Origin of the sequence: Gemmatimonas sp. (genome assembly GCF_027531815.1) — a bacterium.
Classification (GTDB): domain Bacteria; phylum Gemmatimonadota; class Gemmatimonadetes; order Gemmatimonadales; family Gemmatimonadaceae; genus Gemmatimonas.
In genome coordinates, this window is sequence record NZ_JAPZSK010000004.1 from 184,584 (window position 1) to 208,738 (window position 24,155).

The 24,155-nt window shown below is 68.1% G+C and carries 29 protein-coding genes and 1 pseudogene; 17 read left to right on the forward strand and 13 right to left on the reverse strand.

Annotation, left to right across the window (positions count from 1 at the left end):
• Positions 1-8 precede the first annotated feature (8 nt).
• The 7 genes and pseudogenes from O9271_RS04680 to O9271_RS04710 form a co-directional block, all read right to left on the reverse strand.
• Positions 9-929 carry a flagellar M-ring protein FliF C-terminal domain-containing protein gene (locus O9271_RS04680; protein ID WP_298267236.1) on the reverse strand — a complete coding sequence of 307 codons (921 nt, stop codon included), beginning with the start codon at positions 927-929 and terminating at the stop codon, positions 9-11.
• An 84-nt stretch (positions 930-1,013) separates the two neighbouring features.
• Positions 1,014-1,640 (reverse strand): annotated as a pseudogene (gene fliF, locus O9271_RS04685) (flagellar basal-body MS-ring/collar protein FliF); the annotation flags it as partial.
• Positions 1,641-1,653: 13 nt separating this feature from the next.
• Positions 1,654-1,965, reverse strand: a complete 312-nt coding sequence (gene fliE, locus O9271_RS04690) for a flagellar hook-basal body complex protein FliE (RefSeq protein WP_298266530.1) — start codon at positions 1,963-1,965, stop codon at positions 1,654-1,656.
• 27 nt (positions 1,966-1,992) lie between these two features.
• Positions 1,993-2,373: a hypothetical protein gene (locus tag O9271_RS04695; protein ID WP_298266532.1), complete on the reverse strand. Its 381-nt coding sequence runs from the start codon at positions 2,371-2,373 to the stop codon at positions 1,993-1,995.
• A gap of 135 nt (positions 2,374-2,508) precedes the next feature.
• On the reverse strand, positions 2,509-3,132 hold the full coding sequence (locus tag O9271_RS04700; protein ID WP_298266534.1) for a flagellar basal body rod protein FlgC: 624 nt from the start codon (positions 3,130-3,132) through the stop codon (positions 2,509-2,511).
• Complete coding sequence (locus O9271_RS04705; protein WP_298266536.1) at positions 3,132-3,431, reverse strand: hypothetical protein; 300 nt, start codon at positions 3,429-3,431, stop codon at positions 3,132-3,134. Before O9271_RS04705 ends, O9271_RS04700 begins: the two co-directional genes overlap by 1 nt.
• Before the next feature lie 259 nt (positions 3,432-3,690).
• Positions 3,691-5,193: a sigma-54 dependent transcriptional regulator gene (locus O9271_RS04710; protein ID WP_298266538.1), complete on the reverse strand. Its 1,503-nt coding sequence runs from the start codon at positions 5,191-5,193 to the stop codon at positions 3,691-3,693.
• Positions 5,194-5,454: 261 nt separating this feature from the next.
• Between O9271_RS04710 and O9271_RS04715 the strand changes: the two genes are divergently transcribed.
• Positions 5,455-6,366 (forward strand): flagellin, encoded by a 912-nt coding sequence (locus O9271_RS04715; RefSeq protein ID WP_298266540.1) that lies wholly within the window; start codon positions 5,455-5,457, stop codon positions 6,364-6,366.
• A gap of 5 nt (positions 6,367-6,371) precedes the next feature.
• Positions 6,372-6,866, forward strand: a complete 495-nt coding sequence (locus O9271_RS04720) for a flagellar assembly protein FliW (RefSeq protein WP_298266542.1) — start codon at positions 6,372-6,374, stop codon at positions 6,864-6,866.
• A 155-nt stretch (positions 6,867-7,021) separates the two neighbouring features.
• On the opposite strand, the gene O9271_RS04725 is transcribed toward O9271_RS04720, so the two are convergent.
• Complete coding sequence (locus O9271_RS04725) at positions 7,022-8,458, reverse strand: tetratricopeptide repeat-containing glycosyltransferase family protein (protein WP_298266544.1); 1,437 nt, start codon at positions 8,456-8,458, stop codon at positions 7,022-7,024.
• Between the two features lie 408 nt (positions 8,459-8,866).
• On the opposite strand from O9271_RS04725, the gene O9271_RS04730 reads away from it, so the two are divergent.
• The 15 genes from O9271_RS04730 (at position 8,867) to O9271_RS04800 (ending at position 20,303) form a co-directional block, all read left to right on the forward strand.
• The gene (locus O9271_RS04730; protein ID WP_298266546.1) at positions 8,867-9,634 is read left to right on the forward strand and encodes a flagellin; all 768 of its coding nucleotides are present in this window, start codon (positions 8,867-8,869) and stop codon (positions 9,632-9,634) included.
• 89 nt (positions 9,635-9,723) lie between these two features.
• Positions 9,724-11,784: a flagellar filament capping protein FliD gene (gene fliD / locus O9271_RS04735; RefSeq protein WP_298266548.1), complete on the forward strand. Its 2,061-nt coding sequence runs from the start codon at positions 9,724-9,726 to the stop codon at positions 11,782-11,784.
• 67 nt (positions 11,785-11,851) lie between these two features.
• Entirely contained in the window at positions 11,852-12,256 is a 405-nt protein-coding gene (gene fliS / locus O9271_RS04740; RefSeq protein WP_298266550.1) for a flagellar export chaperone FliS, read from the forward strand.
• 32 nt (positions 12,257-12,288) lie between these two features.
• Complete coding sequence (locus O9271_RS04745) at positions 12,289-12,750, forward strand: hypothetical protein (RefSeq protein WP_298266553.1); 462 nt, start codon at positions 12,289-12,291, stop codon at positions 12,748-12,750.
• 10 nt (positions 12,751-12,760) lie between these two features.
• Positions 12,761-13,030 (forward strand): hypothetical protein, encoded by a 270-nt coding sequence (locus O9271_RS04750; protein ID WP_298266555.1) that lies wholly within the window; start codon positions 12,761-12,763, stop codon positions 13,028-13,030.
• A gap of 115 nt (positions 13,031-13,145) precedes the next feature.
• Positions 13,146-13,433, forward strand: a complete 288-nt coding sequence (locus O9271_RS04755) for a flagellar biosynthesis anti-sigma factor FlgM (protein ID WP_298266557.1) — start codon at positions 13,146-13,148, stop codon at positions 13,431-13,433.
• 61 nt (positions 13,434-13,494) lie between these two features.
• On the forward strand, positions 13,495-13,866 hold the full coding sequence (locus O9271_RS04760) for a response regulator (RefSeq protein WP_298266558.1): 372 nt from the start codon (positions 13,495-13,497) through the stop codon (positions 13,864-13,866).
• A gap of 10 nt (positions 13,867-13,876) precedes the next feature.
• Positions 13,877-14,542: a hypothetical protein gene (locus O9271_RS04765; protein ID WP_298266560.1), complete on the forward strand. Its 666-nt coding sequence runs from the start codon at positions 13,877-13,879 to the stop codon at positions 14,540-14,542.
• 199 nt (positions 14,543-14,741) lie between these two features.
• Positions 14,742-16,100 (forward strand): ATP-binding protein, encoded by a 1,359-nt coding sequence (locus tag O9271_RS04770; RefSeq protein WP_298266562.1) that lies wholly within the window; start codon positions 14,742-14,744, stop codon positions 16,098-16,100.
• Positions 16,101-16,272: 172 nt separating this feature from the next.
• On the forward strand, positions 16,273-16,857 hold the full coding sequence (locus O9271_RS04775; protein ID WP_298266564.1) for a hypothetical protein: 585 nt from the start codon (positions 16,273-16,275) through the stop codon (positions 16,855-16,857).
• Between the two features lie 3 nt (positions 16,858-16,860).
• On the forward strand, positions 16,861-17,115 hold the full coding sequence (locus tag O9271_RS04780; RefSeq protein WP_298266566.1) for a hypothetical protein: 255 nt from the start codon (positions 16,861-16,863) through the stop codon (positions 17,113-17,115).
• Positions 17,115-18,497, forward strand: a complete 1,383-nt coding sequence (locus tag O9271_RS04785) for a TIGR01777 family oxidoreductase (protein ID WP_298266568.1) — start codon at positions 17,115-17,117, stop codon at positions 18,495-18,497. The genes O9271_RS04780 and O9271_RS04785 overlap by 1 nt, the downstream gene beginning before the upstream one ends.
• A gap of 81 nt (positions 18,498-18,578) precedes the next feature.
• On the forward strand, positions 18,579-18,839 hold the full coding sequence (locus O9271_RS04790; RefSeq protein WP_298266570.1) for a hypothetical protein: 261 nt from the start codon (positions 18,579-18,581) through the stop codon (positions 18,837-18,839).
• Positions 18,823-19,794, forward strand: a complete 972-nt coding sequence (locus tag O9271_RS04795) for a prohibitin family protein (RefSeq protein WP_298266572.1) — start codon at positions 18,823-18,825, stop codon at positions 19,792-19,794. Before O9271_RS04790 ends, O9271_RS04795 begins: the two co-directional genes overlap by 17 nt.
• 8 nt (positions 19,795-19,802) lie before the next feature.
• Positions 19,803-20,303, forward strand: coding sequence for a hypothetical protein (locus O9271_RS04800; RefSeq protein WP_298266574.1), 501 nt, complete (start codon positions 19,803-19,805; stop codon positions 20,301-20,303).
• Between the two features lie 42 nt (positions 20,304-20,345).
• On the opposite strand, the gene O9271_RS04805 is transcribed toward O9271_RS04800, so the two are convergent.
• From O9271_RS04805 to O9271_RS04825, 5 genes are all read right to left on the reverse strand, one after another.
• Positions 20,346-21,410, reverse strand: a complete 1,065-nt coding sequence (locus O9271_RS04805; protein WP_298266576.1) for a dihydrodipicolinate synthase family protein — start codon at positions 21,408-21,410, stop codon at positions 20,346-20,348.
• Position 21,411: 1 nt separating this feature from the next.
• Positions 21,412-22,440 carry an NAD(P)-dependent oxidoreductase gene (locus tag O9271_RS04810; RefSeq protein WP_298266578.1) on the reverse strand — a complete coding sequence of 343 codons (1,029 nt, stop codon included), beginning with the start codon at positions 22,438-22,440 and terminating at the stop codon, positions 21,412-21,414.
• 58 nt (positions 22,441-22,498) lie between these two features.
• Positions 22,499-23,278, reverse strand: coding sequence for a lysophospholipid acyltransferase family protein (locus tag O9271_RS04815; RefSeq protein ID WP_298266580.1), 780 nt, complete (start codon positions 23,276-23,278; stop codon positions 22,499-22,501).
• Positions 23,279-23,287: 9 nt separating this feature from the next.
• Positions 23,288-23,536: a CDGSH iron-sulfur domain-containing protein gene (locus O9271_RS04820; RefSeq protein WP_298266582.1), complete on the reverse strand. Its 249-nt coding sequence runs from the start codon at positions 23,534-23,536 to the stop codon at positions 23,288-23,290.
• A 116-nt stretch (positions 23,537-23,652) separates the two neighbouring features.
• Positions 23,653-24,090 (reverse strand): SufE family protein, encoded by a 438-nt coding sequence (locus tag O9271_RS04825; protein WP_298266584.1) that lies wholly within the window; start codon positions 24,088-24,090, stop codon positions 23,653-23,655.
• Between the last annotated feature and the right edge of the window lie 65 nt (positions 24,091-24,155).

A 24,155-nucleotide genomic window follows, 5' to 3' on the forward strand; every position in this document is an offset into this window, starting at 1 on the left:
AACCTGGCTTACTGGCGCAGCCACTGGCGCGCGACGCGCAGCGCGGCGGCGGGGCGCTGCTCAACGATGGCGACGGCCTGTTCACGTCCGGGGGTCGTCGGAATCGGCGGCAACCGGTACGGCAGGCGTACGGCCTCCTCGGACGCGTCGTCGCCTTCGTTCTGGTCACCGGACGTCTCCGGGCCATCCCCCAGCGCCAGCTGCGCCTGGGTGCCGGCTGCGAGTTCAGGATAGCCGCTGCCGCGCGCGAGGGCGTCCGGTGGCGACGAATCGCCCACGGCCTTCACCTTCTTCGGGCGCAGGATGATCACGGCCACGAGGCCGAGCACGAGCAGCACCGCCAACGCCGCGAGCGCCACCACCGGCTTGGGATTGGCCTGGATCCGCCCGATCAGGTCGGTCGCGGTGACGGCCGTATCGGCCTTCGAGACGACGGGTGGCGGCATGTCGAACGGCGCACTCACCACCGAAATGAGGTCACCGCGCGTGCTGTCCACCCCGAGCGCATTGCGCACGAGCGCCTCGATGCGCGCGATTTCCTCGGGTGTGCGCGCGGTGATGACGGGTGCCGGTGGCGTGACCGGCGCGGTGGTATCGGCCGGTGCCGCCCCGGCCGGCGCCGGGAAGGTCACCTTGTCGGCCACGAGCACCGCCACGGTGAGCTTCTTCACGTTGCCGATGGCGCCGCTGAAGTTCTCGACACTCTTGGTGTTCTCGTACGACGTGGCCGACGTGCTGTAGCCGGCCCCCTGCTGCGGTGTGCTCGGGGTGACCTCGGCCTTCTGCTCTGTGGCCAGGGCCTGCTTCTCGGGGTCCACCGCCTGCACGGTCCGTTCGATCTTGTCGAAGTTGATCACCGCGGCGACCTGCACCCGCGCGTTGCCGGTGCCCACGAGGCTGGTGAGCAGGTTGTTCGCCTTCTCCTCCATGTACGTCTCGACTTCCTTCTGCACGGCCAGTTGGCGGCTCGTGAGCCCCGCGAGAGACCCTTCGTCCTGCCTGGTCAACGCCTGGCCCCGCTCGTCCACGATCGTGACGTGCTCGGGCTCGAGTCCGCCCACGCTGCTCGCGACGAGCTGCGCGATCCCCTGCACCGTCTCCTGCCCCGGACGCGAGCCGCCCTGCATGGTGAGCGTCACGCTCGCCTTGCTCGGCCGCTAGTTGCTCGTGAACGCCTTCTCGTCCTCGAGCGCGAGGTGGACCTTCACCGCCTCGACTTCCTTCATCTTGCCGATGGTCCGCTCGAGTTCCCCCTCGAGGGCCCGGCGGTAGTTCACCTTCTGCGTGAAGTCCGTCATGCCCCACGTGGGCTTGTCGAACAGCTCGAGGCCCGGACGGCCCGCGTTGGGCACGTCGCCGGCGGCGAGGTCCACGCGCGCCCGCGCGAGATCCCCGCTGCCGACCATGATCGTGGTTCCCGTGCGATCGAGTTCGTAGGCGATCCCCGACTCAGTGAGCTTGTCGGTCATGGCCTTCACGCTCTCCACCGGAACGTCGGCGTAGAGCGGAACCATCGTGGGCGCCGTGGCCCAGCGCGAGACGCCGAAGACCAGGGCGGTGACGATCACCCCGACGGCGATGATGGCAAGCTGCCGGCCGCCACCCAGGCGGCCCAAGAGACTGTCGAGAAGCGAATTCATCGTGTGGCGCTGCTCAGGACTGCATGGCGATCACACTGCGATAGGCCTCGACGACCTTGTTGCGCAGCTCGATGATCAAATCGAGGGCCACGCCGGCTTCCTCACTCGCCGCCATGACCTGATGCAGCTCGACGTTCTCGCCGGCGGCGAACCGCTTGGTGAGATCGCCGGAGCGATCCCGGGCGTCGGACACTTCGTTGAGCACCCGGGTGAACGTGTCGCCGAAGCTGTTGTCGCTCTCACCAGTGATGGGGACTGCCGTCGCGAGCGGCCGGTCCTGTCCGAGGGTGAGATTGCGGGTGTAGAGATCGAGGCGGGTCTGCATGGGGGAATCCGGAGAGCGGAGCGTCAATCAGGCGCGCACATCGAGGCGCACGCCGCGCGCCGCCGGGGGCGTCTGCGCGGTCGTGGCATCCTTGAAGCGACTGTAGGTGAGGGGCCCGAGACTCGCCGTCTTGGCGAAGAAGTTCCGCTCCTCGGCGGTGAGCACCCCCCAGAAGGCCGGGTCGGTACCCGGGGGCGCCTCGGCGGGCACGGCCGACTGGGCGGCCCCTTGTCCGGCGATCGGCATTTGCGGCTTGAGCGCATTCGCGGTGGCCGACGTGCGGGGCTGCGGCAGTCCCGGCTGCGACACGACGCCGTTGTTGCCGGCGTTCGCGGGGCGCGCCGTGTCGGTGCGGGTGGCACCGAGGTTGGGAAGCAGCGGAGTGGAGTTGATGCCGTTGATGCTCATGGACGGGACTTACAGCGAAAGAGGGAAGCGGCGGGCCGGGACCCGAAGCGATGTCGGAGAGGAGGAAACGGAGGAGGAAGTGACCTCGAACCGAGTCCCGGACCCGCCGCCACGACGGCGGCGATCAGGTGTGGCTCAGATGTCCAGCGCGGCGCGGAGCATGGATTTCGCGGTGCTGAACACCGCCGCGTTGGCTTCGTAGATGCGTTTGGCGTCCATGAGCTTCACGAGTTCCTGCGTGGTGTCGATGTCGGGGTAGCGCACGTAGCCGGCCTCGTTCGCGTCGGGATGGCCGGGCTCGTACACGAGCCGGCCCTGTCCCTGGTCTTCGGCGATGCCGGCAACACGCACACCGTACTCGCCGCCGAGGGGGCCGTTCACACCACCGGCAGCACTCAGCACGGGCACTTCGATGGGTTTGGGCCCGTCTGCCGTCACCGGTACGTCGAAGGCCGGCGAGCCGAAGACGCCATTGCTGGCGACGCTCGAGCCCATGGCCTGGGCCGCCGGCGTCCCCGGGTTGTAGACGGCGGTCTGCGACGTGGCTGCCTCAAGCACGACGTCGCGGCGCCGGTACGGCTGGCCGTCGGGACCGCGCGTGACGTCGGCGTTGGCAATGTTCTGCGCGATGACCTCCATGCGCTGACGCTGGGCGGCGATGCCGCTGGCGGCGATGCCCATGGATTTGAACATGGGGCGCACCACCTGCTGCCCGGGGACGGGCAGGAGGGCGGGCTGGCGGATCGGCTTGATCGGCATCAGCCGTTACCTCCCTTGATGGCGGTGCGGAGACTGGCGTAGGTCTTTTCGAGGAGGCGCGACGTCGCGAGGAAGCGGAGCTGCTCGTCGGCGAGCGCCACCATTTCGTCTTCCACGTTGACCGGGTTCAGCTGGGGCTGGGGCGTGCCGGCCTTGGCCTCGAGGGCAAAGCCGTCGCCATTCTGCAGCGTGGCCTTGGAAACGCGATCGGCAATGCCGCGCGAGCGCTCGACGCTGCGATCGAGCGACGATTTGAGCTGCGGCGCCGAGGTGACGCGATCGATGAGTCCAAAGAGCATCTGACGTACCGGAGTGAAAGGGCGAACGTATCCGGTACGGAGCAAAGCAATGTGCGGGCCAAACCGCCGAGGCCGACGGAGTTGGCCCGTAAAGCATTTCAATTCAACAACTTGACAGGCTGTCAGCGTCGAGCGGGCCGACTCGACCGCCCATGACCATTGCCGGCAAAACGGAAAGTTTTGCCGGATCGAGGGTGATCCAAGTTGCCGAGGTGGTGGCGACGGCGTGCCCGGCCACCGGGGCCGGGCACGGGACCCGTCAGTCCTCGCCGTCGTCCTTGCCGGGGCCGTTCAGCTTGTTGCGCAACGTGCGCACGCTGATCCCCAGGAGTTCGGCGGCCTTCGTCCGGTTATTATCGGCAGCATGCAGCGCGTGCTGAATCAGCACGCGTTCCGCCTCGGCCACATTGAGGGAATTGAGGGCGATGCTGCCGGCGGCGCCGACGGCGGTGGCGGTGCTGCCCCCCCCAACGGCCTCCCCAACGGCCCCCGGCGCCGCGGCCGCACCGGATACCGCCAGCACGGCCGATGAGCCGACGCCCGGGGTGGTGAAGGCGCGCGGGCGCATGTTGGGCTTGCCGAGGGAGTGGGCCAGACCGAAGCGCGTGCCCTCGAGGCAGTGCGGCTGGATGATCGGGTCCGGAGTGAGAATGACGGCCCGCTCGATCACGTGCTGCAATTCGCGCACATTGCCTGGCCACGGGTAAGACTGGAGCGCCTCGAGCGCGTCGGGGGAGAGCCCCTCGATCTTCTTGCCCAGTTCCGCGGCGACGCGCATCGCGAAGCGCAGTGCCAGCACCGGGATGTCCTCCGGCCGCTCCCGCAGGGGCGGGATGAGCACCGGGATGGTACTCAATCTGTAGTAGAGGTCCTGCCGGAACGTCCCGTGGTCGGCCTCCATGGCCAGATCCCGGTTGGTGGTGGCCACGATGCGCACATCCACTTTGATGGGGGTCGTGCCGCCGACGCGTTCGAATTCCTGCTCCTGCAACACGCGAAGCAGCTTCGCCTGCAGGTCGAGTCGCATTTCCGAGATTTCGTCGAGCAATAGCGTGCCGCGGTTGGCGCGCTCGAACGCCCCTTCGACCCGCTTGATGGCGCCGGTGAAGGCACCCTTTTCGTGGCCAAAGAGCGCCGACTCGACCAAGCCTTCCGGCAGCGCCGCGCAGTTGAGCTTGATGAAGGGCTTGTCGCGGCGCTCGGATTGGTCGTGAATCGCCCGGGCGAACAGTTCCTTCCCGGTGCCCGACTCCCCCTGCAGCAGCACCGTGGCTCGGGTGGGGGCGGCCATGCTCACGGTCTGGAGAATGCGGCGGATGCTGGGTGAATCGCCGATGATCTGCCGTTCGTTGCGGAACTGCATGACCTCCTTGCGGAGCGATTCGTTTTCCCGGCGCAGGCGAACGAACTCCAGCGCCTGGTCGACCGCCAGCTCCAGCTGCTGGGGGCGCACTGGCTTCGTGATGTAGTCGATCGCGCCAGCCTTGATGCTCGCTACGGCATGCTCGATGCTGGCGTGCCCCGTCAGCATGATGAGCGGAATGTCGTACCCCTCGCGCGTGAGGAGCTGGATGAACTCCAGCCCCGTCAGCCCCGGCATGCGGTAGTCGGAGATGATCAGGTCGATCGCACTTTGCTCGAGGATCCGGAGCGCTTCCGGGACACTGCGGGCGCCTACCGGAGTGTGACCGGCGTGCGCGAGGGCGTCCTCGAGGATCAGGCCGACTGCCGGCTCGTCGTCGACGTAGAGGATCGTGGCCATGAGGCAGGGCTGGAGTCGCGTGCGGAAAAAGTCACCCGGCAAATTTATCCGCCTGCCCAAGAAAACGCTAAAGGTTGATTGTCGCAACTCCTTGCAATTGGCTCAGCTAGCACGATTGGGCGTCCCGCACGCGGTCTGGCGCAACCCTTGCAGACGGGGCACGTCAGTTAAGCCGCTCCCCGGCGCACCGATACTTCCCCGTACAACCATCCTCCCGCCATTCCCGGCCGGGGATCGTTCCGTCGTTCAGCCCCGTCGCCCATGCGCGTCACCAACTCGACCATCACCCTCCGCAGCCAGCTCCGCGTGCAGCAGACGCTGCAGGCGATCGATCGCGTGCGCGAGGACATCTCCAGCGGTGTGCGCGTTCGCAAGATGTCGGACAGTCCCCTCGACGGGGGGCAGCTGGTGCGCATCGGCAGTTCCATGCGGGCCATCGGCCAGTTCCGGCGGAATGCCGATGGTGGGATTTCCCGGGCGCAGGCCGAAGAAACCGTGCTCGACCAGCTGGGTAGCGCGCTCACGCGGGCCAGCGAGCTGGGCGTGGCGCAGGCCAACGCGACGGCGAACGCCGCAACCCGTCTTGCCGCGAAGCGGGAGGTCGATCAGCTCATCAATCTTTCGGCCAACCTGGGCAACACCCGCTACGGCGACGAGTACCTTTTCGGCGGGACCCGCGCCACCGAGGCGCCCCTGCAGACGCCGGCGCCGGCCACCGGCAGGTTCTCCCGCCTGATCGACAGCAGCGGCAATCCCGTCAATCCGAGCGGCGCCATCACGATCGAAGTCGGCGACGGGCGATTCGTGACGCCGAATCACAACGCCACGCAGATCTTCCTTGACTCCGATGCGCTCGATGCGCTGCGCGCACTCTCCGATGCCCTGGGGGCGAACGACGCCGCGGCCATTCGCGCAGCGACCGATCGGGTAACGAGCGCCAACAGCAACGTACAGGCGCTGGTGGCCACGCAGGGCGCTCGCATCAACGAAATGCAGAACGCGCGGACCGGCCTCGACACCCTCGAGTTCGATCTCACGGTGTATCGCTCGGACCTCCGGGATACCGAAGTCGACAAGGCGATGGTTGAACTGGTCGGCAAGCAGACGTTGTACCAGGCGGCCATGAGCGCGACCTCCCGCATCCTTGGCCTCACCCTCACCAATTACCTCTGACCCACATGAGCACTGCTGCCATGGAACAGTCTCGCGGCCCCGTAGCGATTGCTCACCCCCTCGGCGCGATGGAGGTGCCCGCCGACGCGGTGATGCGCTTCACCACGCCGATGTGGGGCTTCGAGCCGCATCGCGAGTTCGCGCTGTTGCCGGCAGCCCGTCAGGGGCTCTGGTGGTTCCTTTCCACCACCGACTCGGCGACGACCTTCGTGCTCGCCGATCCGTTCGTGGCGGTCGACGGGTACAGCATCGATCTCACCGACCACGAGCGCGATGAGCTGGCGCTGGTGAACGAATCGGATGCGCTGGCGTTGGTGCTGGTCGCCCTGCCCGGAGCGGCCGGCGGGTCGGTCACCGCCAATTTCCGCGCTCCGCTCGTGTTCAACCTGAGCACGTGCCTGGTGAAGCAGGTGGTGAATCGGGACGAGCAGTTCGGTCTGGCCGAGGCGGTCGACCTCTCGCGGTATCCGCTGCAGGACGATCCCGTGGCCCAGGGCTGATCGCGCCGCAGGCGCATCGAGCTCCTGAACTGGTCGGCCGGCGAGAATGGCAACCGGCATGGGGGTACCTCTTCGGGGAATCCAGGCGAGATCGGAACGGTCTCGCTGCGACCCGTCGTCCGGGCGGAATTCACGACCGCCGCCGCGGGCCGCGCTCAGCCGCGATCCCGCAACTGCCGGACCGCGGCCATCACGTCGCCCAGCACGCCATCCCACCCCGACGCATCCCGCTGACGAAGCATGGTGTGGCTGTCGTACCACGGGGAATGCTCGCCGCTCACCCCCCAGCGATAGTCGGGGCAGAACGGCAAGCAGAGTAACGTGCGTACGCCCGTGGCACCCGCCAGATGCGCCACGGAGGTGTCGACGGTCACCAGCAGGTCGACCCGCTGCAGCGCATGGGCCGTGTCGTTGAACGAGTGGCACTGGGCTCCCACGTCGACCAGCCGGTCCTGCAGCTCCGGCGGCAGGGCGCTGGCCACCGCGGGGGATTTCTGCATGGCCACGAACCGCACGCCGGGCAGCTGCAGCAGCGGGGCCAGCTGGGCCCCGCGCATCGAGCGACGATGATCGTTGGTGTGCTGGGGATTCCCCGCCCAGGTGAGGGCGACCGTGGGCACCCCGTCGCGCGGGAGCTGCTCGGCGAGGTGCGGCGGGCATGCGCCCTGCGGGGCGAGATAGGGCGCGCCGTCGAGCCCCTCCGGCCCGATCGCGAGCGCGTGCATCAGCGACATGAGGGGGATGTGCAGGTCATGGTCGGGCAGCGGGGTGCCGTCGACACTGCACTCGGCCACGCCGGGCGCCGCGCTCAGGAGAGGCAGCAGGGGCTCCATGGTTCTCAGGTGCACCGTGGCGCCGCGCGCGGCGAGGGTGGCGGCGAAGCGGGCGCACATGATGCTGTCACCCAATCCCTGCTCGTGCACGATGAGCAGCCGCTTCCCGCTTAGGGGTTCGCGCCCCGTCCAGCGGGGGGTCTGCGGGCGTTCGCGGTACAGCACCTCGACCCCGATGGCCTCTTCGCGGTGCTCCATCTCGGCCCAACCGGCCGGCCATGCCCCCAGCGCCACCAGCACCATGCCGTACTGCATGCGGGCCCGTGCGTCGTTCGGTGCCAGGGCGAGCGCGGCGGCGTACACGTCCCGGGCGGCGGCGGCGTCGCCCATGTGCTTGAGGATTTCGGCCAGGTTGTGCATGGCCGCCACGTTCGTGGGGTCGAGCGCCAGCGCGCGCTCGACCGAGGCGAAGGCGAGGGGCTGATGCCCCATTTGCGAGAGGACCGCGGCCACGTCGTTCGCCGCCGTGCTGTCGTGCGGGCAGAGCGTCGCCACGGCGTGGAACTCCCGGAGCGCGTCTGCCAGCCGTCCGACGCGGCGATAGAGGACCGCCAGATCGTGATGCGGCACGTGCTCGTTGGGCGCGACGGCGACCACCTCCTCCAGCATGGCGATGGCTGCCGGGGTATCCCCGGCGCGCTCCACCTCGCGCGCCTCGCGGTACCGCGCCTGCCAGCGCGAAGCGGACGGGCGTTCCCCGGGGCGCGCGTGGGCGGCGAGTCTGGCGTTCCGAGGGGGGCGTGGCGCGGGGGGTCGCATGCGGAGCGGACGGGGCGGAGGGGGAGATCGGCTCGGACGCGAGCCATTCACGTTTCCGTCACCTCGAGCACGAATCGTGCCAATGCAAGTACTTGTAAAATAAACACTTGCGAGACATTCCGGTGGCCAATCGGCACGGGCTGCCGCCTGCGCCCTGTCTCTGGTCGGCAGATCCTGCCGAGTCCGCGCGGGCGGGGAGGCGGCGGAGCCCCCCGGTGTGACGCCGAGCGCCGAGCGCGGGACGGGTGTGCCGGGAGTGTGAGACGTTGGGCCAGAACTCCGGTCGGAATCGCTCGTCCGCTCAAGTTCCGCGGTCCGGCTCCGAGACTGTGCACTGACCGCGCTCCGGACGTCGGACGCGGAACGAGGCACGGATGCCTCGACACACACATCACGGAGGATAGTACCATGCGTATCAATACCAACGTCGGCGCCCTCACGGCTTCGCGCAACGCCTTCGTCAACAACATGGCGATGGACAGCAGCATGCGGAAGCTCGCGTCGGGCCTGCGCATCTCGCGCGCCGCCGACGACGCCGCCGGTCTGGCGATCGCCAACAAGCTGCGGACGCAGGGCCGTGCCCTCGCCCAGGCGGCGGCGAACGCCGAGCAGGGCAACGCCATGCTCCAGATCGCGGAAGGTGCCGCCCAGATCATCGGCCGCATCATCGAGCGTCAGAAGGAGCTCATCGTGCAGAAGAACAACGGCACGTCGAGCACGGCAACCATCGCCACGATGGACGCCGAAATCGCGAGCCTCTCCACGGAAGCCACGCGTATCCAGAACTCGTCGAACCTGCAGGGCACGGCGGTGTTCGGGTCGATCGTTTATCAGGTGTCCGACAGCAGCACCAACGGCACGATCACCATCAATGCCAGCCTCACGCAGTCGGCGCTCACCGGGTCCTCGACCCTGGCCGATGCCGACGCGGCGCTCGACGTCGTGAACGCGGTGCTCGGCAACATCGGTGCCGGTCAGAACGTGCTCGACTACACGGTGCAGAACCTCAAGTCGGCGGTCGTGAACGTCCGCGCGGCCGAGTCCACCATCCGTGACGTCGACATGGCCGAGGAAATGGCCAACTACACCCGCAGCAACATCCTCACGCAGGCGGCGCAGGCCATGCTGTCGCAGGCGAACCAGGGCAGCCAGGGCATTCTCCAGCTCCTTCGCTAAACCCGCGTTCTCCTGACGTGAGATTCCCCGGGGCCGGCGTTTCTGCTGGTCCCGGGGACTGGCCTTAGATGCACAGCTGAGAGGAACCCATGTCCACCTCGATGAACATCGGGGGCCTGAGTAGCGGCATGCAGTGGAACGACATCGTCGATTCGACGATCAAGGCCCTGGAAGCCCGCTCGGTAACCCCGATCACCAGTCGGATCACCGCCCGCAGCGAACAGAAAGACGCGTGGACCAAGCTGCAGAAGCTGGTCGAAACGCTCAACACCAACGCCCGCGCACTCCGGCGCACGGGCTTTGGTGGTTTTTCCGCGTCGGTCCCGTCGAGCCCGTCGACGTCGCGCACCCTCCTGTCGGCGACGCCCACGACCAACGCGACCGCCGGGCGGTACCGCGTCGAGGTGTTGCAGCTGGCGGATACCGCCAAGTGGTCCGGGCGCTCATTCAGCGACGTCACGGCCGCGCGCAATCTCACGGGATCGTTCTCGATCAACGGGACCGCCATCAGCGTGGCGGCGACCGATTCGCTCGAGGCCATCCGGACCAAGATCAACGAGGCGAACGCCGGGGTCACGGCCTCGATCGTGAACGAGGGTGGGACGGCGGGGCGCCTGGTCCTCACGGCCAACTCGGCCGGCGCGACCAACGTGACGGCCGCTGACATCACCGGCACCATCACGCGCGACCTCGGGTTCGTCGACACGCGCTCCAAGCCCATTTCGTCCGCCACGATGGCTGCGGCGGCGGCGATGGGCATGTCCGTCTATCCCCAGCCGGCTCAGATCCGCGTCGGCGACGTGGTTGTCACGGCGGACCTGGCGACGGAATCGATCGCGAGTATTGCGGCCAAGATCAACGCGGCCGGCGGCTCGGCGTCGGTGGAGTCGGAACAGTATGGCAACGAGACCCGCTACCGCCTGGTGGTGGATGGTAGCGTTTCGGCCGTGGCCGGTGATCCTTCTTCCGAGGATGTGATCGACGCGCTCGGATTCCAGGCCGGCAGTGCCGGGCTCGTACGGCAGACGATGCAGACCGGGGTTTTCATTCGCACCGCTGGGGCCAGCGAGAACCTGGCCACCACCTCGTCATTGCTGACGGGGCTCAAGGTGGACGGCGTGGATCCCAATCTCGCGGTTGGTGACGCGATCAACATTCGCGGCACGCGCGGCGACGGCACGGCGGTGACCTTCGGACTGGTCGTCCAGAACGGCGACACCATGCAGACGCTCCTCAACCGGCTCAACGATGCCACGAGCGGCTTCGGGGCCGGGGCGCGCCCTGCCACGGCGGCGCTCGGGGAGGATGGGCGGATTCGCCTCACCGACCAGACGGGCGGCGCCTCGCGGCTGTCGCTCGCCCTGAGCATCACCCGGGCCAGCGGCTCCACCGCATCGCTCGCCACCGCGACCACGGCGGTGGTCGGGCGCAGTCGCGAACTGCAGCGCGGCCAGGATGCGGTGATCCGCGTGGATGGCCGGGAGGTCGTGCGGTCGTCCAACACCATCACGGACGCCATCAACGGCGTGAACCTCAACCTCCTCACGGCCGAGCCGGGCACGGCCATCGATGTCACGGTGGATCGCGACGTGAAGGGTGCCACGGACGCGGTGAAGGCCTTCCGCGATGCCTACAACGACATCCGCAAGTTCTTCGACGAGCAGCGAGTGCCCGGGGCGCCGCTGTATGCCGACAGCACGTTGCGGCGCGTGGTGGACAGCTTCACGGCGTCGCTGCGCACCCAGGTGGCCGGCAATGCCACCTACAGTTCCGCCGTCAGCGTGGGGTTGGTGCTCGACCGTAATGGTCTCCTCACCTTCAGCGAGGACACGTTCAAGACGGCCATGACGTCGGCGCCCACCCAGGTCGAGACGCTCTTCGGCATGACCGGCCTGGGGACAGCGTTCGTCACGGCCACCGACGCCGCGACCTCGTTCGGGAACGGTTCAATCAGCGTGCAGCTCGATACCATCACGCAGAGCACCATCACCCTCCGGCGTCGCGAAGCCGACGCGCAGAAGCGGCTCGAGGCGCGCCGGCAGCAGCTGATCATCCAGTACACCCGTATGGAGGAGGCCGTGTCGAAGCTCAAGCAGCAGAGCGGGTCCCTGCTGGCGAGCATGCAGGGACTTCAGGGCAACAAGCAGTAGCCGATACTCGAAAGCGTGGGGCGATGTGCGTCGCCCCGAGCCCCCTCCCCTGAGCCACTTCGGTCCAATGTCCTACGCCTCACAGTCGTCGAGCTACCGGGAAATGGAGATCCACGCGGCGTCGCCGCACAAGCTCGTCGTCATTGTGTTCGAACAGCTGGTCGTGAACCTGGAGCGCGCGCGCATCGCCATGGAGCGCAACGACGTCGAACTGCGTCTGACGTCGTTGCGTCGCGCGCGCGACATCGTGACCGAGCTGCTGGGTACGCTCGACTTCGAACAGGGCGGTGCGCTTGCCAACCAGCTGGCCGACCTGTACCAGTATCTCCTGTACGAGTTGGTCGACATCGGGCAGCGCGGTGACGTCCACGTCATGCGCAAGCTCGTCAACATCGCAAGCCTGCTGCGGGACGGCTTCGTCGGTGCGGCCGAGCAGCTGGCCTCCGAGAAGGCCGCGCGCAAGAGCGCCTGACCCGACACGCCCCCCGAACGGCATTCATTCGCATGCGCCCCGTCGACGCGTCGCTCGCCCTCTCGGCCCGCCGCTCCAACGCCGCCCGCTCCGCGCTCGCGCTGTGCATCAGCGCCGATGCGCTGGCGCGCGAAATGGAAGGCGAGGTGGCGTCGACCGTCGATGATGACCGGTTCTTCGCGCTGCTGGCGCAGCACGAGCTGCTGCTGCAGGATCTGGCCGAGCAGCTGGTGGTGCTCCGGCAGGAGCGTCCCACCGCCGACAGCGCCCTGTTCGCGGCGACCGAGCGGGTGGTGGACGACGCCGACGCGCTGGTCGGGGACGTGTGCGCGGCCGTGGAGACCACCCACCACCTCACGATGGAGCTGGCCGCCAAGGTGGGCCGCCGGGCTGAGGCGTTGCGCAACGAACTGGAGTCCGTCCAGCGGGCCTCGACCGCTGGGGCGGCCTACGGGACGGCCGGGGGCGCTCGGCTCGTGGACCGCCGGCGCTGAGGATGCTCCCGTGAGCATCGCCTTCGAACGCTTCGATCAGCTGCTGCAGGAGAAGCTGGACGAACTCGACGCCGCCGCCGAACAGGATGCGCTCTTGGCGACCGACGAGGTGGAGCAGCTGCGGGTGCGGGCGGCCCATCTCGTGACGGGCACGGTGGGGCGGCCCTGGGCCACCGGGGCGCCGGTTCAGTTCCAGCCGGATCCGGCGATGCAGATGGCGTCGCCGCCCACCCTCGACATCCGGTACCCTGCGCGCCCCGTGAAGCGGATCGTCGGATGACCCCCGCGGCGCACGTCGGCGGATGGGGGTATCGCGTTCTGGTGACCGGAATGAACCCGGCTGCTCAAGTTACCGGTCGGCGCTGCCGATAGTCTCACAGAGGAGGAGGATCCTGATGATCAAAATCAACGGTTACATCGACTCGCTGCGGGTGGCGCCGGTGGGCACCCCGGCCGGTCCGCGTCCCGCGCAGGAAGTCAGCCAAGTCCCGGATGCCAAGCCGGTCAAGGCGGATTCGGTTCGCATCTCGGATACAGCCCGTCGGCTGAACGCGGAGCAGAACGACCCGTTCGACCCCGAGCGCGTGGCCGAACTCCGGCAGCGGGTGCTGTCCGGCGCCTACAACACCCTCGATGTGGTGGACCAGGTCGCCCGGCGTATGCTCACACGTGGTGATCTCTGACCCGCTTGCGGTCCTCCGTTTGCGCCTTCTCCCCTCTGGCTGACGTAGGAGGCCGGCCCCCATGAAGTTCCTCGTGGTGGACGACTCGGCAACCATGCGCCGGATCGTCATCAACTCGCTGCAGCGCATCGGCTTCCATGACACCGTCGAAGCCGGCGATGGGCTGGAAGCGCTCGCCCGGTTCGACAGTTCGGTGCGGTTCGTCATCACCGACTGGAATATGCCCAACATGTCGGGAACGGAGTTTACCAAGGCGCTCCGCCTGCGGGCCGACGGCCGACAGGTGCCCGTGCTCATGGTGACGACCCGGTCGGCGAAGGAGGACATCCTCGTCGCTATGGCCGCGGGGGTGAGCAATTTCATCGTCAAGCCCTTTACCCCGCAGGTGCTGAAGGAGAAGATCGATGCGCTCCTGCCGGCGGCGGCGGCCTGAGGACCGTGCCATGACCGATGCCCGCGCCCACGCGGCGTACTACGAATCCGAGGCGGCGCTGCGCCTCGTCGATCAGGAGCTCGATCAGCTGCGCGATTCGACCGATCCGGCCGCGAGCGTCGCCGAGCTGCCGCTGATCCTCGAGCGCGCGAATCAGCAGATTCACACCGTGCTCGCCCATCTGCGTGACGTGCGCGAGGCGCGGCAGCGCAGCGCGTGCGGGACGCTCCAGTATACCCACGAGCGGATCCGGGCCGTCACGGCGGCCACCGAGGACGCGGCGACCGATATCCTCGACGCGTGCGACCGTGCCCGCCACATCGTGGATGCACTCGATGTGATCGATACCACCGAGCCAGCGGACCCGGGCAAGGCGAAGGCGCTGCGCGCGACGCTGCGGGACGAGCTGTTCCGGATGACGGGTGCCCTGCAGTTCCAGGACATCACGGCGCAGCAGCTGGCACACGCCTCGACCGTGCTGATGGACATGGAAACCCGCCTGACGGACCTCGCGACCCTGTTCTCCACGACGCTCAGTGTTGCTGCGCTGCCGGCCAGCTCGGGCGCCGTGCCGGAGGCGATGACCTACGATCCGAACGCCACGACGCGCAATGCGGAAGCACGGCAGCATCTGGCCGACGAGATCTTCACGTCGGCACAGGTGTCTGCCGCCTGACTGCCTCCGATCGCCGCGTGTGACTCGCCCCCCGGGTCGCACGTTGTTCGACGACGGCCCGTACCATCCGGTACGGGCCGTTCGTTGTTCCGGGGTATGCGTGGGCGGTAAAGCCGGACGGCGTACGCGTCGATACTCGCCGTTAATGACCGAGTGTGCTGACTGCCTTCCCACGGGATCCCTGTCGTTGCCATCACCGATGTCTGCCCTCAACCTCCACGACGAGGCCACGCTACCGCTGCCGTCCACGGCCGGCGGGGCCGGCATCGACCGGCTCCCCGCGGATGCCGATCTGGATCTGCTGCCGGAGTTCCTCACGGAGAGCCGCGAGTGCATGGCACACGCGGAGGCCGCGCTGCTCGCGCTCGAGGTCGATCCAACCGACGGGGAGGCGATGAACCGGGCGTTCCGCGCCTTTCACACGGTGAAGGGGACGGCAGCATGCCTCGGGCTTGCGCGCATCACGCGCTTCGCGCACGAGGCCGAGTCGCTGCTGAGCCGTGTGCGCGACCGGGAGCTCACCTTCACGCGCGACTGTGCCGATCTGGCCCTGCAGTCAACCGACATGCTCAGGGAGCTCTTCTCCGGCGTGGATCGGGCCCTCCGTGGTGACGGCGACATGCCCGTCCCGTCGGGGTATGTCGCACTGCACGACGCGCTCGCCAACTATGGGCCAACCCGTGTGGCCGCCGGGGAGGCCGAACCGGCGCGCGTCGGCGTCGACGACATCTTCCCGCCAACGCTCGTCGCCGGTGCGCCCGCTGGCCGCGCGCCCGCTGCCGGCGTCCCCGATGCGGGAGCGCTCGTGTCCACCATCCGCGTCCGGAGCGATCGATTCCATCGGCTCATCGATCTGGTGGGCGAACTCGTGATCGTCCAGGGGCAGATCGCCGGCGACGAGGCTATCCGGAACGGCACGCCGCGCAAGTTGCTGCGCCATGTCCTGCACACCGGGGCGATCGTGCATGAACTGCAGACGCTGGCCCTGTCGATGCACATGGTACCGCTGGGGCCGATCTTCCAGCGGCTGGCGCGCGTGGTGCGTGACACCGCCACGCAGGTCGGCAAGTCGGTTCGGTTCGTCACCGTGGGGGACGACCTCGAACTGCATCGAACGGTCGTGGACCGATTGGGCGATCCGCTGGTCCACATGGTACGCAACGCGGTCGACCACGGGATCGAGCCGTCATCCGAACGCACGGCGCACGGCAAGCCGGCGCACGGAACGGTGCGCGTCCACGCCTATGGCGCGTCCGGCCATGTCGTGGTGGAGCTCAGCGACGACGGACGTGGCCTCCACCGGGACACGATCCTGCGCAGGGCCGTCGCGATGGGGCTCGTCGGGAGCGACACGCGCCTGAGCGACCGTCGGGTTTTCAATCTGCTCTTCGCCCCCGGCTTCTCGACGGCCGAAGAGATCAGCGACATCTCCGGCCGGGGGGTGGGGCTGGACGTGGCGCGTCGGAACCTCGAGGGCATCGGCGGCCGCGTCGACGTGGTGTCGGTCCCCGGCAAGGGCACGACGTTCATCATCCGCCTGCCGCACTGGCGCGGCTGAGGCACGGGTCCGGGGCAGTTCGGCCGGCGCCACGCGTGACACGCTGCGCGCTCGGCTCCATGTTGTGGGGAGACCGCCCGCAGCCGGTCCGCGACCCGGCGGCCCCGGCGTTCCCGGCGGCCCCTGATGCCGGCCACCGAGAATCGCTGCCTTTTCACCGGAGATCCCCCTGATGCGCCGTTGCCCCGTCGTGGTCGCCCTCGTCGGCCTCGTGACCATGGTGTCCTGGCTGGAGGCACAGCCGGCGCGCACTGCGGCTGAGCAGATCACCGCCGCCGTGCTCCCGCTCCCCAAGGAAATGCGCGAGGGCGCCGGGGTGATGGGATATCGAACCCCCGGGAAGCTGGAAGTGCTCCGCCCCACCCGGAACGGCATGCTCTGTCTGGCCGATGATCCGGCCGAGGCCCAGTTCCACGTCTCCTGCTACGCCGACAGCATGGAGCCGTTCATGGCCCGCGGGCGGGCGCTCCGCGCGCAGGGCGTGACGGGGGCGCAGGTGGACACCGTACGCTTCGCCGAGGCGAAGTCCGGGGCGCTCAAGATGCCCACGGCGCCGGCAGCGCTCTATCAGATCTTCGCGCAGTCGTACGATGCGGCCACGGGCAGCGTGAAGGGTGGGCGCTCACTGTTCGTGGTGTACGTGCCCTTCGCGACCGCCGCCTCCACCGGGCTCAGCACGGTGCCGTCGGACACCAAGCCGTGGCTCATGCTGCCGGGGACCCCGAAGGCCCATATCATGTTCAGCGCGAGCATGTAGGGCGTGCCCCGTTCCGGCCTACCGGCCGCTTGCGGTACGCCCGCCTGCGCCGGTTGCGCCTGTGGCCTGTCCTCGGACCCGCTGCGCGCCGTGCTCGACCTCGGGGTGCGCCAGGGCGCGCAGCGCATCTATCGCACGCGTGCCCTGCCCGATGCGGAACGTCTCACGAAACTGGCGCGGAACTGGCGCCCCTGGGCGAGCGTTGCCAGTTGGTACTGCTGGCGTGTGCTGGATCTGGAGGATGCCGGAGGCTGGTGATGGCGGAGTTTCGCAAGCGGGTGCACGTGCCGGTGCCGGTAACGCAATTGTTCGCCTGGCACGAGCGCCCGGGCGCCTTCCAGCGGCTGTCCCCACCGTGGGATCGCCCCGAGGTGGTATCGCAGGTGGGCGGCATTCGCGATGGCGCGCGTGTGGAGCTGCGCGTGCATACCGGGCCGGTACCCACCACGTGGCATCTCGAACATCGGGATTACCTCGAGAACCGCCAGTTTCGCGACGTGCTGCTCGCGGGGCCGTTTCGCTCGTGGGTGCACACGCACGCGTTCGAAGCAGACGGTGAGCACGCGAGTGTGCTCGATGACCACATTGTCTACGAACTGCCGTTGGGCGCCCTCGGCGACGTGGTCGCCGGCCGCTTCGCCGACAGCACGCTGGCCCGGGTTTTCGCCTACCGTCACGCGGTCACGGTCGGCGACCTCGAGCGTCACGCCGAATTCGCGGCGCGGCCGCGCCTGCGCGTCGCGATAACCGGGGCTACCGGCTTCATCGGCACACAGCTGGCCGCGTTTCTCAGCACCGGCGGCCACGACGTGCTGCGCATCGGGCGCGGCCCCGTCCAGCCGGGAAAGGTGGACATCAGCTGGAACCCCGCGCGCGGGGTCCTCGACCCGGCGGCGCTCGACGGGGTCGACGCCGTCATCCATCTGGCCGGCGCAAACATTGCCGAGCGCTGGAGCGACGCACACCGGCGTGCCATTCGCGACAGCCGCGTCGAGGGCACGTCGCTGCTGGCGCACACCCTGGCCGGCTTGTCGCGCAAGCCGCAGGTGCTGCTGAGTGGGTCGGCCGTTGGGGTGTACGGCTCACGTGGCGACGAGGTGCTCGACGAGCGCAGCCGCTTCGGTGACGACTTCCTGGCCGACGTGGGGCGCGCGTGGGAGGCGGCCACCGAACCGGCCGAGCGGGCGGGCATTCGCGTCGTGCACCTGCGCACGGGCATCGTGCAGGGCGCGGCCGGCGGGGCACTGGCCAAACAGGCCCCGCTCTTCCGGTTGGGCCTTGGCGGACCGCTGGGCGATGGGACCCAGTGGGTGAGCCCCATCGCCCTCGACGATCACCTCGGCGCCATGCACTTCTGTCTCATGCGCGACGACATTGCCGGTGCCGTGAACCTCGTGGCGCCGGAGGCGGTCACGAACGCCGACTTCACGCGGGTGCTCGCCCGGGTGCTGTCGCGTCCCGCGCTCGCACCGGCCCCGGCCTTCGCGCTGCGGCTCGCCCTGGGTCGCGACTTGGCCGACAGTACCGTCCTCGCGAGCCAGCGGGTGGTGCCGGGGGTGCTGCAACGCCACGGCTTCCGCTGGCGGCACCCGTCGCTCGAGTCCATGCTGCGTTTCGAGTTGGGCGCGTCCGGGGGCTGACGTTCCCGTTGTCTGGAACGTCGCCAGGGGCGCCTGTCGCACTTTGACACCTTTTCGCGCGTCAATCGTAGGGTCTAGTACATGAACGTGATCATCCTCGAGACCGTCCTCTTCATCGCCCTGGTGGCGGTGGTGGGGACGATTTTCGTCACCGCGCTGGGTATCACCCCGGTAGGCCGGCGTCTCCGTCAGTCGGCCAACCGCAAGCGCATTGACAAGCAGGCGGAGTTGACCTGTCCCATTCACGGGCTGCAGCAGGAGGATGACCTCGTGCGGCTGCCCTCGGGTGAACCTTTTTGTCCTCATTGCTACAAGGAAACGGTCCATGGCCACATCACTTGACGATACGCTCGAGGGGCTGAAGAGCTCCCTCGGCAGTTCCATGCGCAATTCGCTGCAGTCCAACGGCGGCGGTGGTGGCGGTGGCGCCTTCAAGAAGCTGGGCCTCGTCGCCGCTGGACTGGTCGTGGCCATCCTGCTCGTGCGCCCCACCATCGCCTACATCGAGCCGGGGCACGTGGGCATCGTGATCAATCGGGCAGGGGGCGGCGTGGACCCCAAGCCGCTGGGGCCAGGCTTCCACCTGCGCAATCCGCTGTTCACGGCCATTCAGGAGTACCCCACGTTCATGCAGACGCTGGTGCTCACGCGGGAAAGCACCGATGGCTCGCCGAACAACGACGAAATCAATGTGAACTCCATCGAGGGGCAGCCGCTGTCGCTCGACGTGTCCATGTCCTTCGAACTGGAAGGGACCAAGGTGCCGGCACTCTACCAGACGTTCCGCACCGACGTGCAGACCATTTCCCACGGCTTCATCAAGCAGGCCATCCGGCAGTCGCTGCAGGAAACGGTGGGGCAGGAGATGATCGCCGACATTCTCGGCCCGAAGAAGGCCGAGACGGTCACGCGTACGCAGGCGGCGCTGCAGAAGCGGCTCGACCCGTACGGCATCGCCGTGCGGCAGTTCACCCTCAACGAGTTCCGGGCGCCCAAGGCCGTCATGGACGCCATCTCGCTCAAGAACGTCATGTCGCAACAGGCGCTCACCGCCCAGAACGAACTGCAGAAGAACACCTTCCAGGCGCAGGGTGACAGCATCAAGGCGGCGGGGCGCGCCAAGGCCATTCTCACCGAGGCCGAAGCGCAGGCCAAGGCCAACGACCTGCTCTCGCGCAGCATCACCAACACGCTGGTGCAGTACGAAATGGCGAAGCGGTGGAACGGCCAGATGCCGCAGGTGACGGGTGGCGCGATGCCGATGATGCAGTTGCCGGGGACCTCGAAGAACCCGTAAACTGCGGCATGCCGATCATTCCGTTCGACGCGCTGCCAAATGAAGCGCGCGTGTGGGTCTTTGCAGCGGCGGCTCCCATCACGGGGGCCGCCGCTGAGATGTTGCTGGCCGCCGTGGACGCCCATTTGCGGGATTGGCGCGCACATGGCGTGCCGCTGGTCTGCGCGCGCGACTGGCGCGACGATCGGTTCCTTGCCATCGGTGTGGACGAAGCGGCCAGCAACGCCTCCGGCTGCTCCATCGATGCCCTCTTTCACGCATTGCGCGCGCTCGAGGTGCAGCTCGGTACCTCGATGGTGGGCACGGGCGCGGTGTATTGGCGTGACGCGCAGGGCGCCGTGGCGGTGGCCGATCGGCCCGCCTTCCGCGCGGCTGGCGCGGCGGGCACGATTCACGCCGACACCCACGTGTTCGATCCCACGGTGGTCACCGTCGGTGCTTGGCGCCGCGAGTTCGAGAAGCCGGCCGGTGCCAGCTGGCACGCTCGGCTGCTCCCTCAGGTGGGTTGAGCAACTCGGGGGAGGCCTCGGAGCCTCGGACGAGCAGTCTCCCTAACTCAGCCAGCCATCCCGATGCTCGGCCACGAACGCATCGTCCGTGAGTTCCGGATACAGCACGGGCAATCGCGCCAGCATCTCCGCCTGCCCCGGTGACAGCCGTTCGTGCGTGTCGTACGTCCAGGTGCCGCGCACGAGTCCCTGCAGGCGCAGGATCTCGAGAATGCCAGGAAGACAGCCGCTGTAGCTGTTCGCGGCGTCGAAAATCACGGCGTTGGCCATGGTGAGCGCCGCGCCGCGCGTGAGCCACTCGCGCGGCATGCTCGCCTCACCACGTGCGCGCCATGCCTTGATTTCGTCGAGCATCTGCACGGCGGTGTGGGTCCACGCGGCCCACTGTCCGAGCAGGCCGCCCACGAAGTGGCGCGTGTAGGCACGGCCCCCGCTCGACACGGGAATGTCCGTGAGCAGATCGGCCACGATCGCATCGTCGTTGCCGGTGTACAGGGCGATATCGTCGCGCCCCGCATCAGCGAGTGCGCGCACCACGTCGAGGGTGGCGTAGCGATCGAAGGGTGCCACCTTGATGGCCACCACGTTCGCGATTTCGGCGAACTCGCGCCAGAACCGATAGTCGAGCCGTCGGCCACCGACTGCCGGTTGGAGGTAGAAGCCGAACAGCGGAATGGCTTCGGCCACACGCCGGCAGTGCGCGAGAATCGCTTCGTCGGTGGCGTCACGCCACGCACCGAGCGAGAGCAGGCCGCAGTGATAGCCGAGGGCGAGCGCGATCTGCGCTTCGCGCAATGCTTGCGCCGTATCGCCGATGAGCCCGGCCACCCGCACGAACGGCCGCGATGTACCGGCCAGTGACGCATCAGCTGTCTCCGCAGCAAGCTCGAGCACCGGGCGATAGAGACCGATCTTCGGGTCGTGAATGGGAAAGCCTGTGGTGTGCACCCCCACCGCCATCCCCCCGGCACCGGCGGCCACATAGTAGCGCGTGAGCGCCCGCTGATGGCGCTCGTCCATGTCGCGCATGGGGGTCAGCGCCAGTGGGTGGGCCGGAATTACGTGCCCGCCCTGCAGATGCGCGCGCACATTGAACGCGAGGTTCATGTCAGAACCTCCCATCACGTACCTCGAACTTGGTGGGCTTGCTCAGCAGGCGTCCACCGTTGCGGATCCATTGCACGGCCCATGCACAGAGGGTGTCGAGGGGCAGCGCCGTGTACGGGAGATACTCGGCGAGCCGGTCCACGTTGCCGATGAGTGCATCCGGTTGCTCTTCGCCGACGAGCCGGGGCGTGATCCCAGCGTGCCGGCCGATACGTTCGGCCAGCTCATGCACACGCACCATGGGGCCGGTTACGTTGAGCGCCAGCGCCGGGTTGTTGGCCATGAGCAGCCCGCGCAGGGCGAGGCGATTGGCGTCCCCCTGCCAGATCATGTTCACCCAACCCGTCGTCACGTCCACCGGTTCGCCTTCGAGCACGCGGCGCGCAATTTCGGTGATCACCCCGTAGCGCAGGTCGCACGCGTAGAACAGCCGATACAGCAGCAACGGCGAGCCACTGCGTCGCGCCACTCCCTCGAATACCCGCTCGCGGCCGATCGTGCTGGCGGCATATTCGCCGTCGGGCACCAGCGCATCGCCCTCCTGCGACCCGCCGCGCGTCACCAGCGACCGGCCATATACGTTGCCGGTGGAGAAGCAGACGATGCGGCTCTGCGCATACCGCTCGGCCGCGTGCACGCTGGCCACCACGTTGTGTGTCCACGTGCCTACCGGATCACCGGCAGTGCCGAACTTCTGCCCGGCCATCCAGATCATGTTCGGTGCATCGGGGAGCATGGCCACGGCGCGCGGATCGGCGAGGTCGGCGCGGATGACCTCCACACCCTGCCCCTCGAGCTGGGCGGCGGCGGTGGCATCGCTGAAGCGGGAGACTGCCATCACGCGTCGCGACCGATCGGCAATCGCACGACGCGCCATACGCGCCACCGTCGGTCCCATCTTGCCGCCGGCGCCGAGGATGATCACGTCACCATCGAGCTGCTCGAGCGCGGCGACGGTCTCTTCGTCGGGGGCGGCAAGGCGCGCCTCGAGCGAGTCTTCGGTGGTGGGGGCGCTGTCGACGGCGGACATTCCCGGAGAGTTGAGAGATCAAGAAGCCACGGATAACGGGGACGAGCCGGTATACCAGCTACACCGCAGCCGTCGCCTCCGTCGCCACGGGCGGCATCGCAATGCCCAGTTCGGCCGCCAGCGCGCGCCGACCGGCGTCGATACGCTCCCGCGCCATCTGCTTGAGCCGGCCGATGTCGTCCATCGTCATGCCTGCGGTGTCGATGGGCTCGAGTACCTGTGCCACCGCATGTGCGCGAAGAAAGCGAAACGTGCCCTTGGCCATGGCGTTGCGTGTTCCGGCCACGGCGATCGGGAGCACCGGCGCCTGACTCTCGATGGCCAGGCGGAAGGCGCCGTCCTTGAACGGCAGCATCTCCTGCGTCTTGGAGCGGGTGCCCTCGGGGAAGATCATCACGCTTACGCGCTTGGCCAGTCGATCACGGCATTGCGCGATGGCGTTGATCGTGCTGTCACGATCTCCGCGCACCAGTTTGATGTCCCCCGCCATCTGCATCATCCAGCCCATGCAGGGGATCTTGAACATGGTGTCCTTGCTGAGCCACTTCATTTCCCACGGGAAGCAGCTGATGAGGAACACGTCGGCATAGCTCTCGTGGTTGGCGACCACCACGTACGGCCGCCGCGGATCCGCCAGCGTCCCGCGTGTGCGGAATCGCCAGAGTCCGTTGAGCCGCATGGCGGTGACGCCGACCAGGCGGAAGGCCCGCCCGGCGGCGTAGCGCCCCTTGTCGAACGGTGCGGTGAACAGCCAGATGAGCGCGACGACGGGCGTCCCGAGAATCACGACCAGTACCGTTTCCACCCACGCCCACCAGTTCAGCGCCGTTCCCCGCATCGTCGTGCCTCAGCCCTGCGTTGGCGTGGCGTCGGTGGGCGCCACGGCATCGAGGGGATCACAGAAGCCGGCCTCCTTGTGTGCGCCATCGCAAAAAGGCTTCACCTTGGACGCGCCGCAGCGGCAGAGCGACATGGGACGACCTTCCGCGCGCGGCGGGATGACGTTCCCCTCGTGGTCGACGAGGACAATCTGGGCGGCGTCTTCCGCGTTGATGCCAAGTGAACCGTTCTTGCGGACCGTGATGGTGATGGGCATGGGGGTAAATGGAGGGGGGTAATGACAAGGGAGGAGGCAGGGGGCAGGGGAGCAGGGGGAAGGGCGAAGGAGCCTGATACCTTCATCCTCACCGCCTTCTTCTGCTTCCGGAGCGATCAGTCAGTCGTCGCGAACCGTTTGAGACGAGCGATCATGGCATTGAGACCGCTTTCGCGCGCGCCGAGGCCAATGTCCTGCATGAGCAGGCGCACGAGGTCGGCGGGGAGCGCGAGGGTGACGGCGGGTGGCTGGTCGTTCACCCCGGCGAACACGATTGCCAGCACGGCCGCCACCGTGGGGGACTGGCGGGCATTCACATCGGCGTAGAAGTGCAGCGTACCGTCGTCCCGGTGCTCGGGGAAGATGTCCACGCGTGTCTGGCACTCGGGCACGGTGAACGCGGCACGGTCGAGAGCGGCGAAGCGCTCGGGGAGCGGCTCGAGCTTCTTCGACCAGGCAAGCAGCGCCTGCATCTTGTCCTCACGCTCCAGCAGTCGAAACTGCTTCAGCGTGCGGGCCAGTGCGGGGGGCAGATCGAGGAGGGCATTAGACATGACATTGAAAGGTAGCAGGACGGGGGAGGGGTGGCGGGTCTGGCTCCGGGTGGCGCGGGCGTGCT

Bases quoted from the DNA above. Each gene is read 5' to 3' on its own strand.
- O9271_RS04680 (WP_298267236.1), bottom strand. From the start codon at position 929: ATGGAGGAGAAGGCGAACAACCTGCTCACCAGCCTCGTGGGCACCGGC.
- fliE (WP_298266530.1), bottom strand. From the start codon at position 1,965: ATGCAGACCCGCCTCGATCTCTACACCCGCAATCTCACCCTCGGACAG.
- O9271_RS04695 (WP_298266532.1), bottom strand. From the start codon at position 2,373: ATGAGCATCAACGGCATCAACTCCACTCCGCTGCTTCCCAACCTCGGT.
- O9271_RS04700 (WP_298266534.1), bottom strand. From the start codon at position 3,132: ATGCCGATCAAGCCGATCCGCCAGCCCGCCCTCCTGCCCGTCCCCGGG.
- O9271_RS04705 (WP_298266536.1), bottom strand. From the start codon at position 3,431: ATGCTCTTTGGACTCATCGATCGCGTCACCTCGGCGCCGCAGCTCAAA.
- O9271_RS04710 (WP_298266538.1), bottom strand. From the start codon at position 5,193: ATGGCCACGATCCTCTACGTCGACGACGAGCCGGCAGTCGGCCTGATC.
- O9271_RS04715 (WP_298266540.1), top strand. From the start codon at position 5,455: ATGCGCGTCACCAACTCGACCATCACCCTCCGCAGCCAGCTCCGCGTG.
- O9271_RS04720 (WP_298266542.1), top strand. From the start codon at position 6,372: ATGAGCACTGCTGCCATGGAACAGTCTCGCGGCCCCGTAGCGATTGCT.
- O9271_RS04725 (WP_298266544.1), bottom strand. From the start codon at position 8,458: ATGCGACCCCCCGCGCCACGCCCCCCTCGGAACGCCAGACTCGCCGCC.
- O9271_RS04730 (WP_298266546.1), top strand. From the start codon at position 8,867: ATGCGTATCAATACCAACGTCGGCGCCCTCACGGCTTCGCGCAACGCC.
- fliD (WP_298266548.1), top strand. From the start codon at position 9,724: ATGTCCACCTCGATGAACATCGGGGGCCTGAGTAGCGGCATGCAGTGG.
- fliS (WP_298266550.1), top strand. From the start codon at position 11,852: ATGTCCTACGCCTCACAGTCGTCGAGCTACCGGGAAATGGAGATCCAC.
- O9271_RS04745 (WP_298266553.1), top strand. From the start codon at position 12,289: ATGCGCCCCGTCGACGCGTCGCTCGCCCTCTCGGCCCGCCGCTCCAAC.
- O9271_RS04755 (WP_298266557.1), top strand. From the start codon at position 13,146: ATGATCAAAATCAACGGTTACATCGACTCGCTGCGGGTGGCGCCGGTG.
- O9271_RS04760 (WP_298266558.1), top strand. From the start codon at position 13,495: ATGAAGTTCCTCGTGGTGGACGACTCGGCAACCATGCGCCGGATCGTC.
- O9271_RS04765 (WP_298266560.1), top strand. From the start codon at position 13,877: ATGACCGATGCCCGCGCCCACGCGGCGTACTACGAATCCGAGGCGGCG.
- O9271_RS04770 (WP_298266562.1), top strand. From the start codon at position 14,742: ATGTCTGCCCTCAACCTCCACGACGAGGCCACGCTACCGCTGCCGTCC.
- O9271_RS04775 (WP_298266564.1), top strand. From the start codon at position 16,273: ATGCGCCGTTGCCCCGTCGTGGTCGCCCTCGTCGGCCTCGTGACCATG.
- O9271_RS04785 (WP_298266568.1), top strand. From the start codon at position 17,115: ATGGCGGAGTTTCGCAAGCGGGTGCACGTGCCGGTGCCGGTAACGCAA.
- O9271_RS04790 (WP_298266570.1), top strand. From the start codon at position 18,579: ATGAACGTGATCATCCTCGAGACCGTCCTCTTCATCGCCCTGGTGGCG.
- O9271_RS04795 (WP_298266572.1), top strand. From the start codon at position 18,823: ATGGCCACATCACTTGACGATACGCTCGAGGGGCTGAAGAGCTCCCTC.
- O9271_RS04800 (WP_298266574.1), top strand. From the start codon at position 19,803: ATGCCGATCATTCCGTTCGACGCGCTGCCAAATGAAGCGCGCGTGTGG.
- O9271_RS04805 (WP_298266576.1), bottom strand. From the start codon at position 21,410: ATGAACCTCGCGTTCAATGTGCGCGCGCATCTGCAGGGCGGGCACGTA.
- O9271_RS04810 (WP_298266578.1), bottom strand. From the start codon at position 22,440: ATGTCCGCCGTCGACAGCGCCCCCACCACCGAAGACTCGCTCGAGGCG.
- O9271_RS04815 (WP_298266580.1), bottom strand. From the start codon at position 23,278: ATGCGGGGAACGGCGCTGAACTGGTGGGCGTGGGTGGAAACGGTACTG.
- O9271_RS04820 (WP_298266582.1), bottom strand. From the start codon at position 23,536: ATGCCCATCACCATCACGGTCCGCAAGAACGGTTCACTTGGCATCAAC.
- O9271_RS04825 (WP_298266584.1), bottom strand. From the start codon at position 24,090: ATGTCTAATGCCCTCCTCGATCTGCCCCCCGCACTGGCCCGCACGCTG.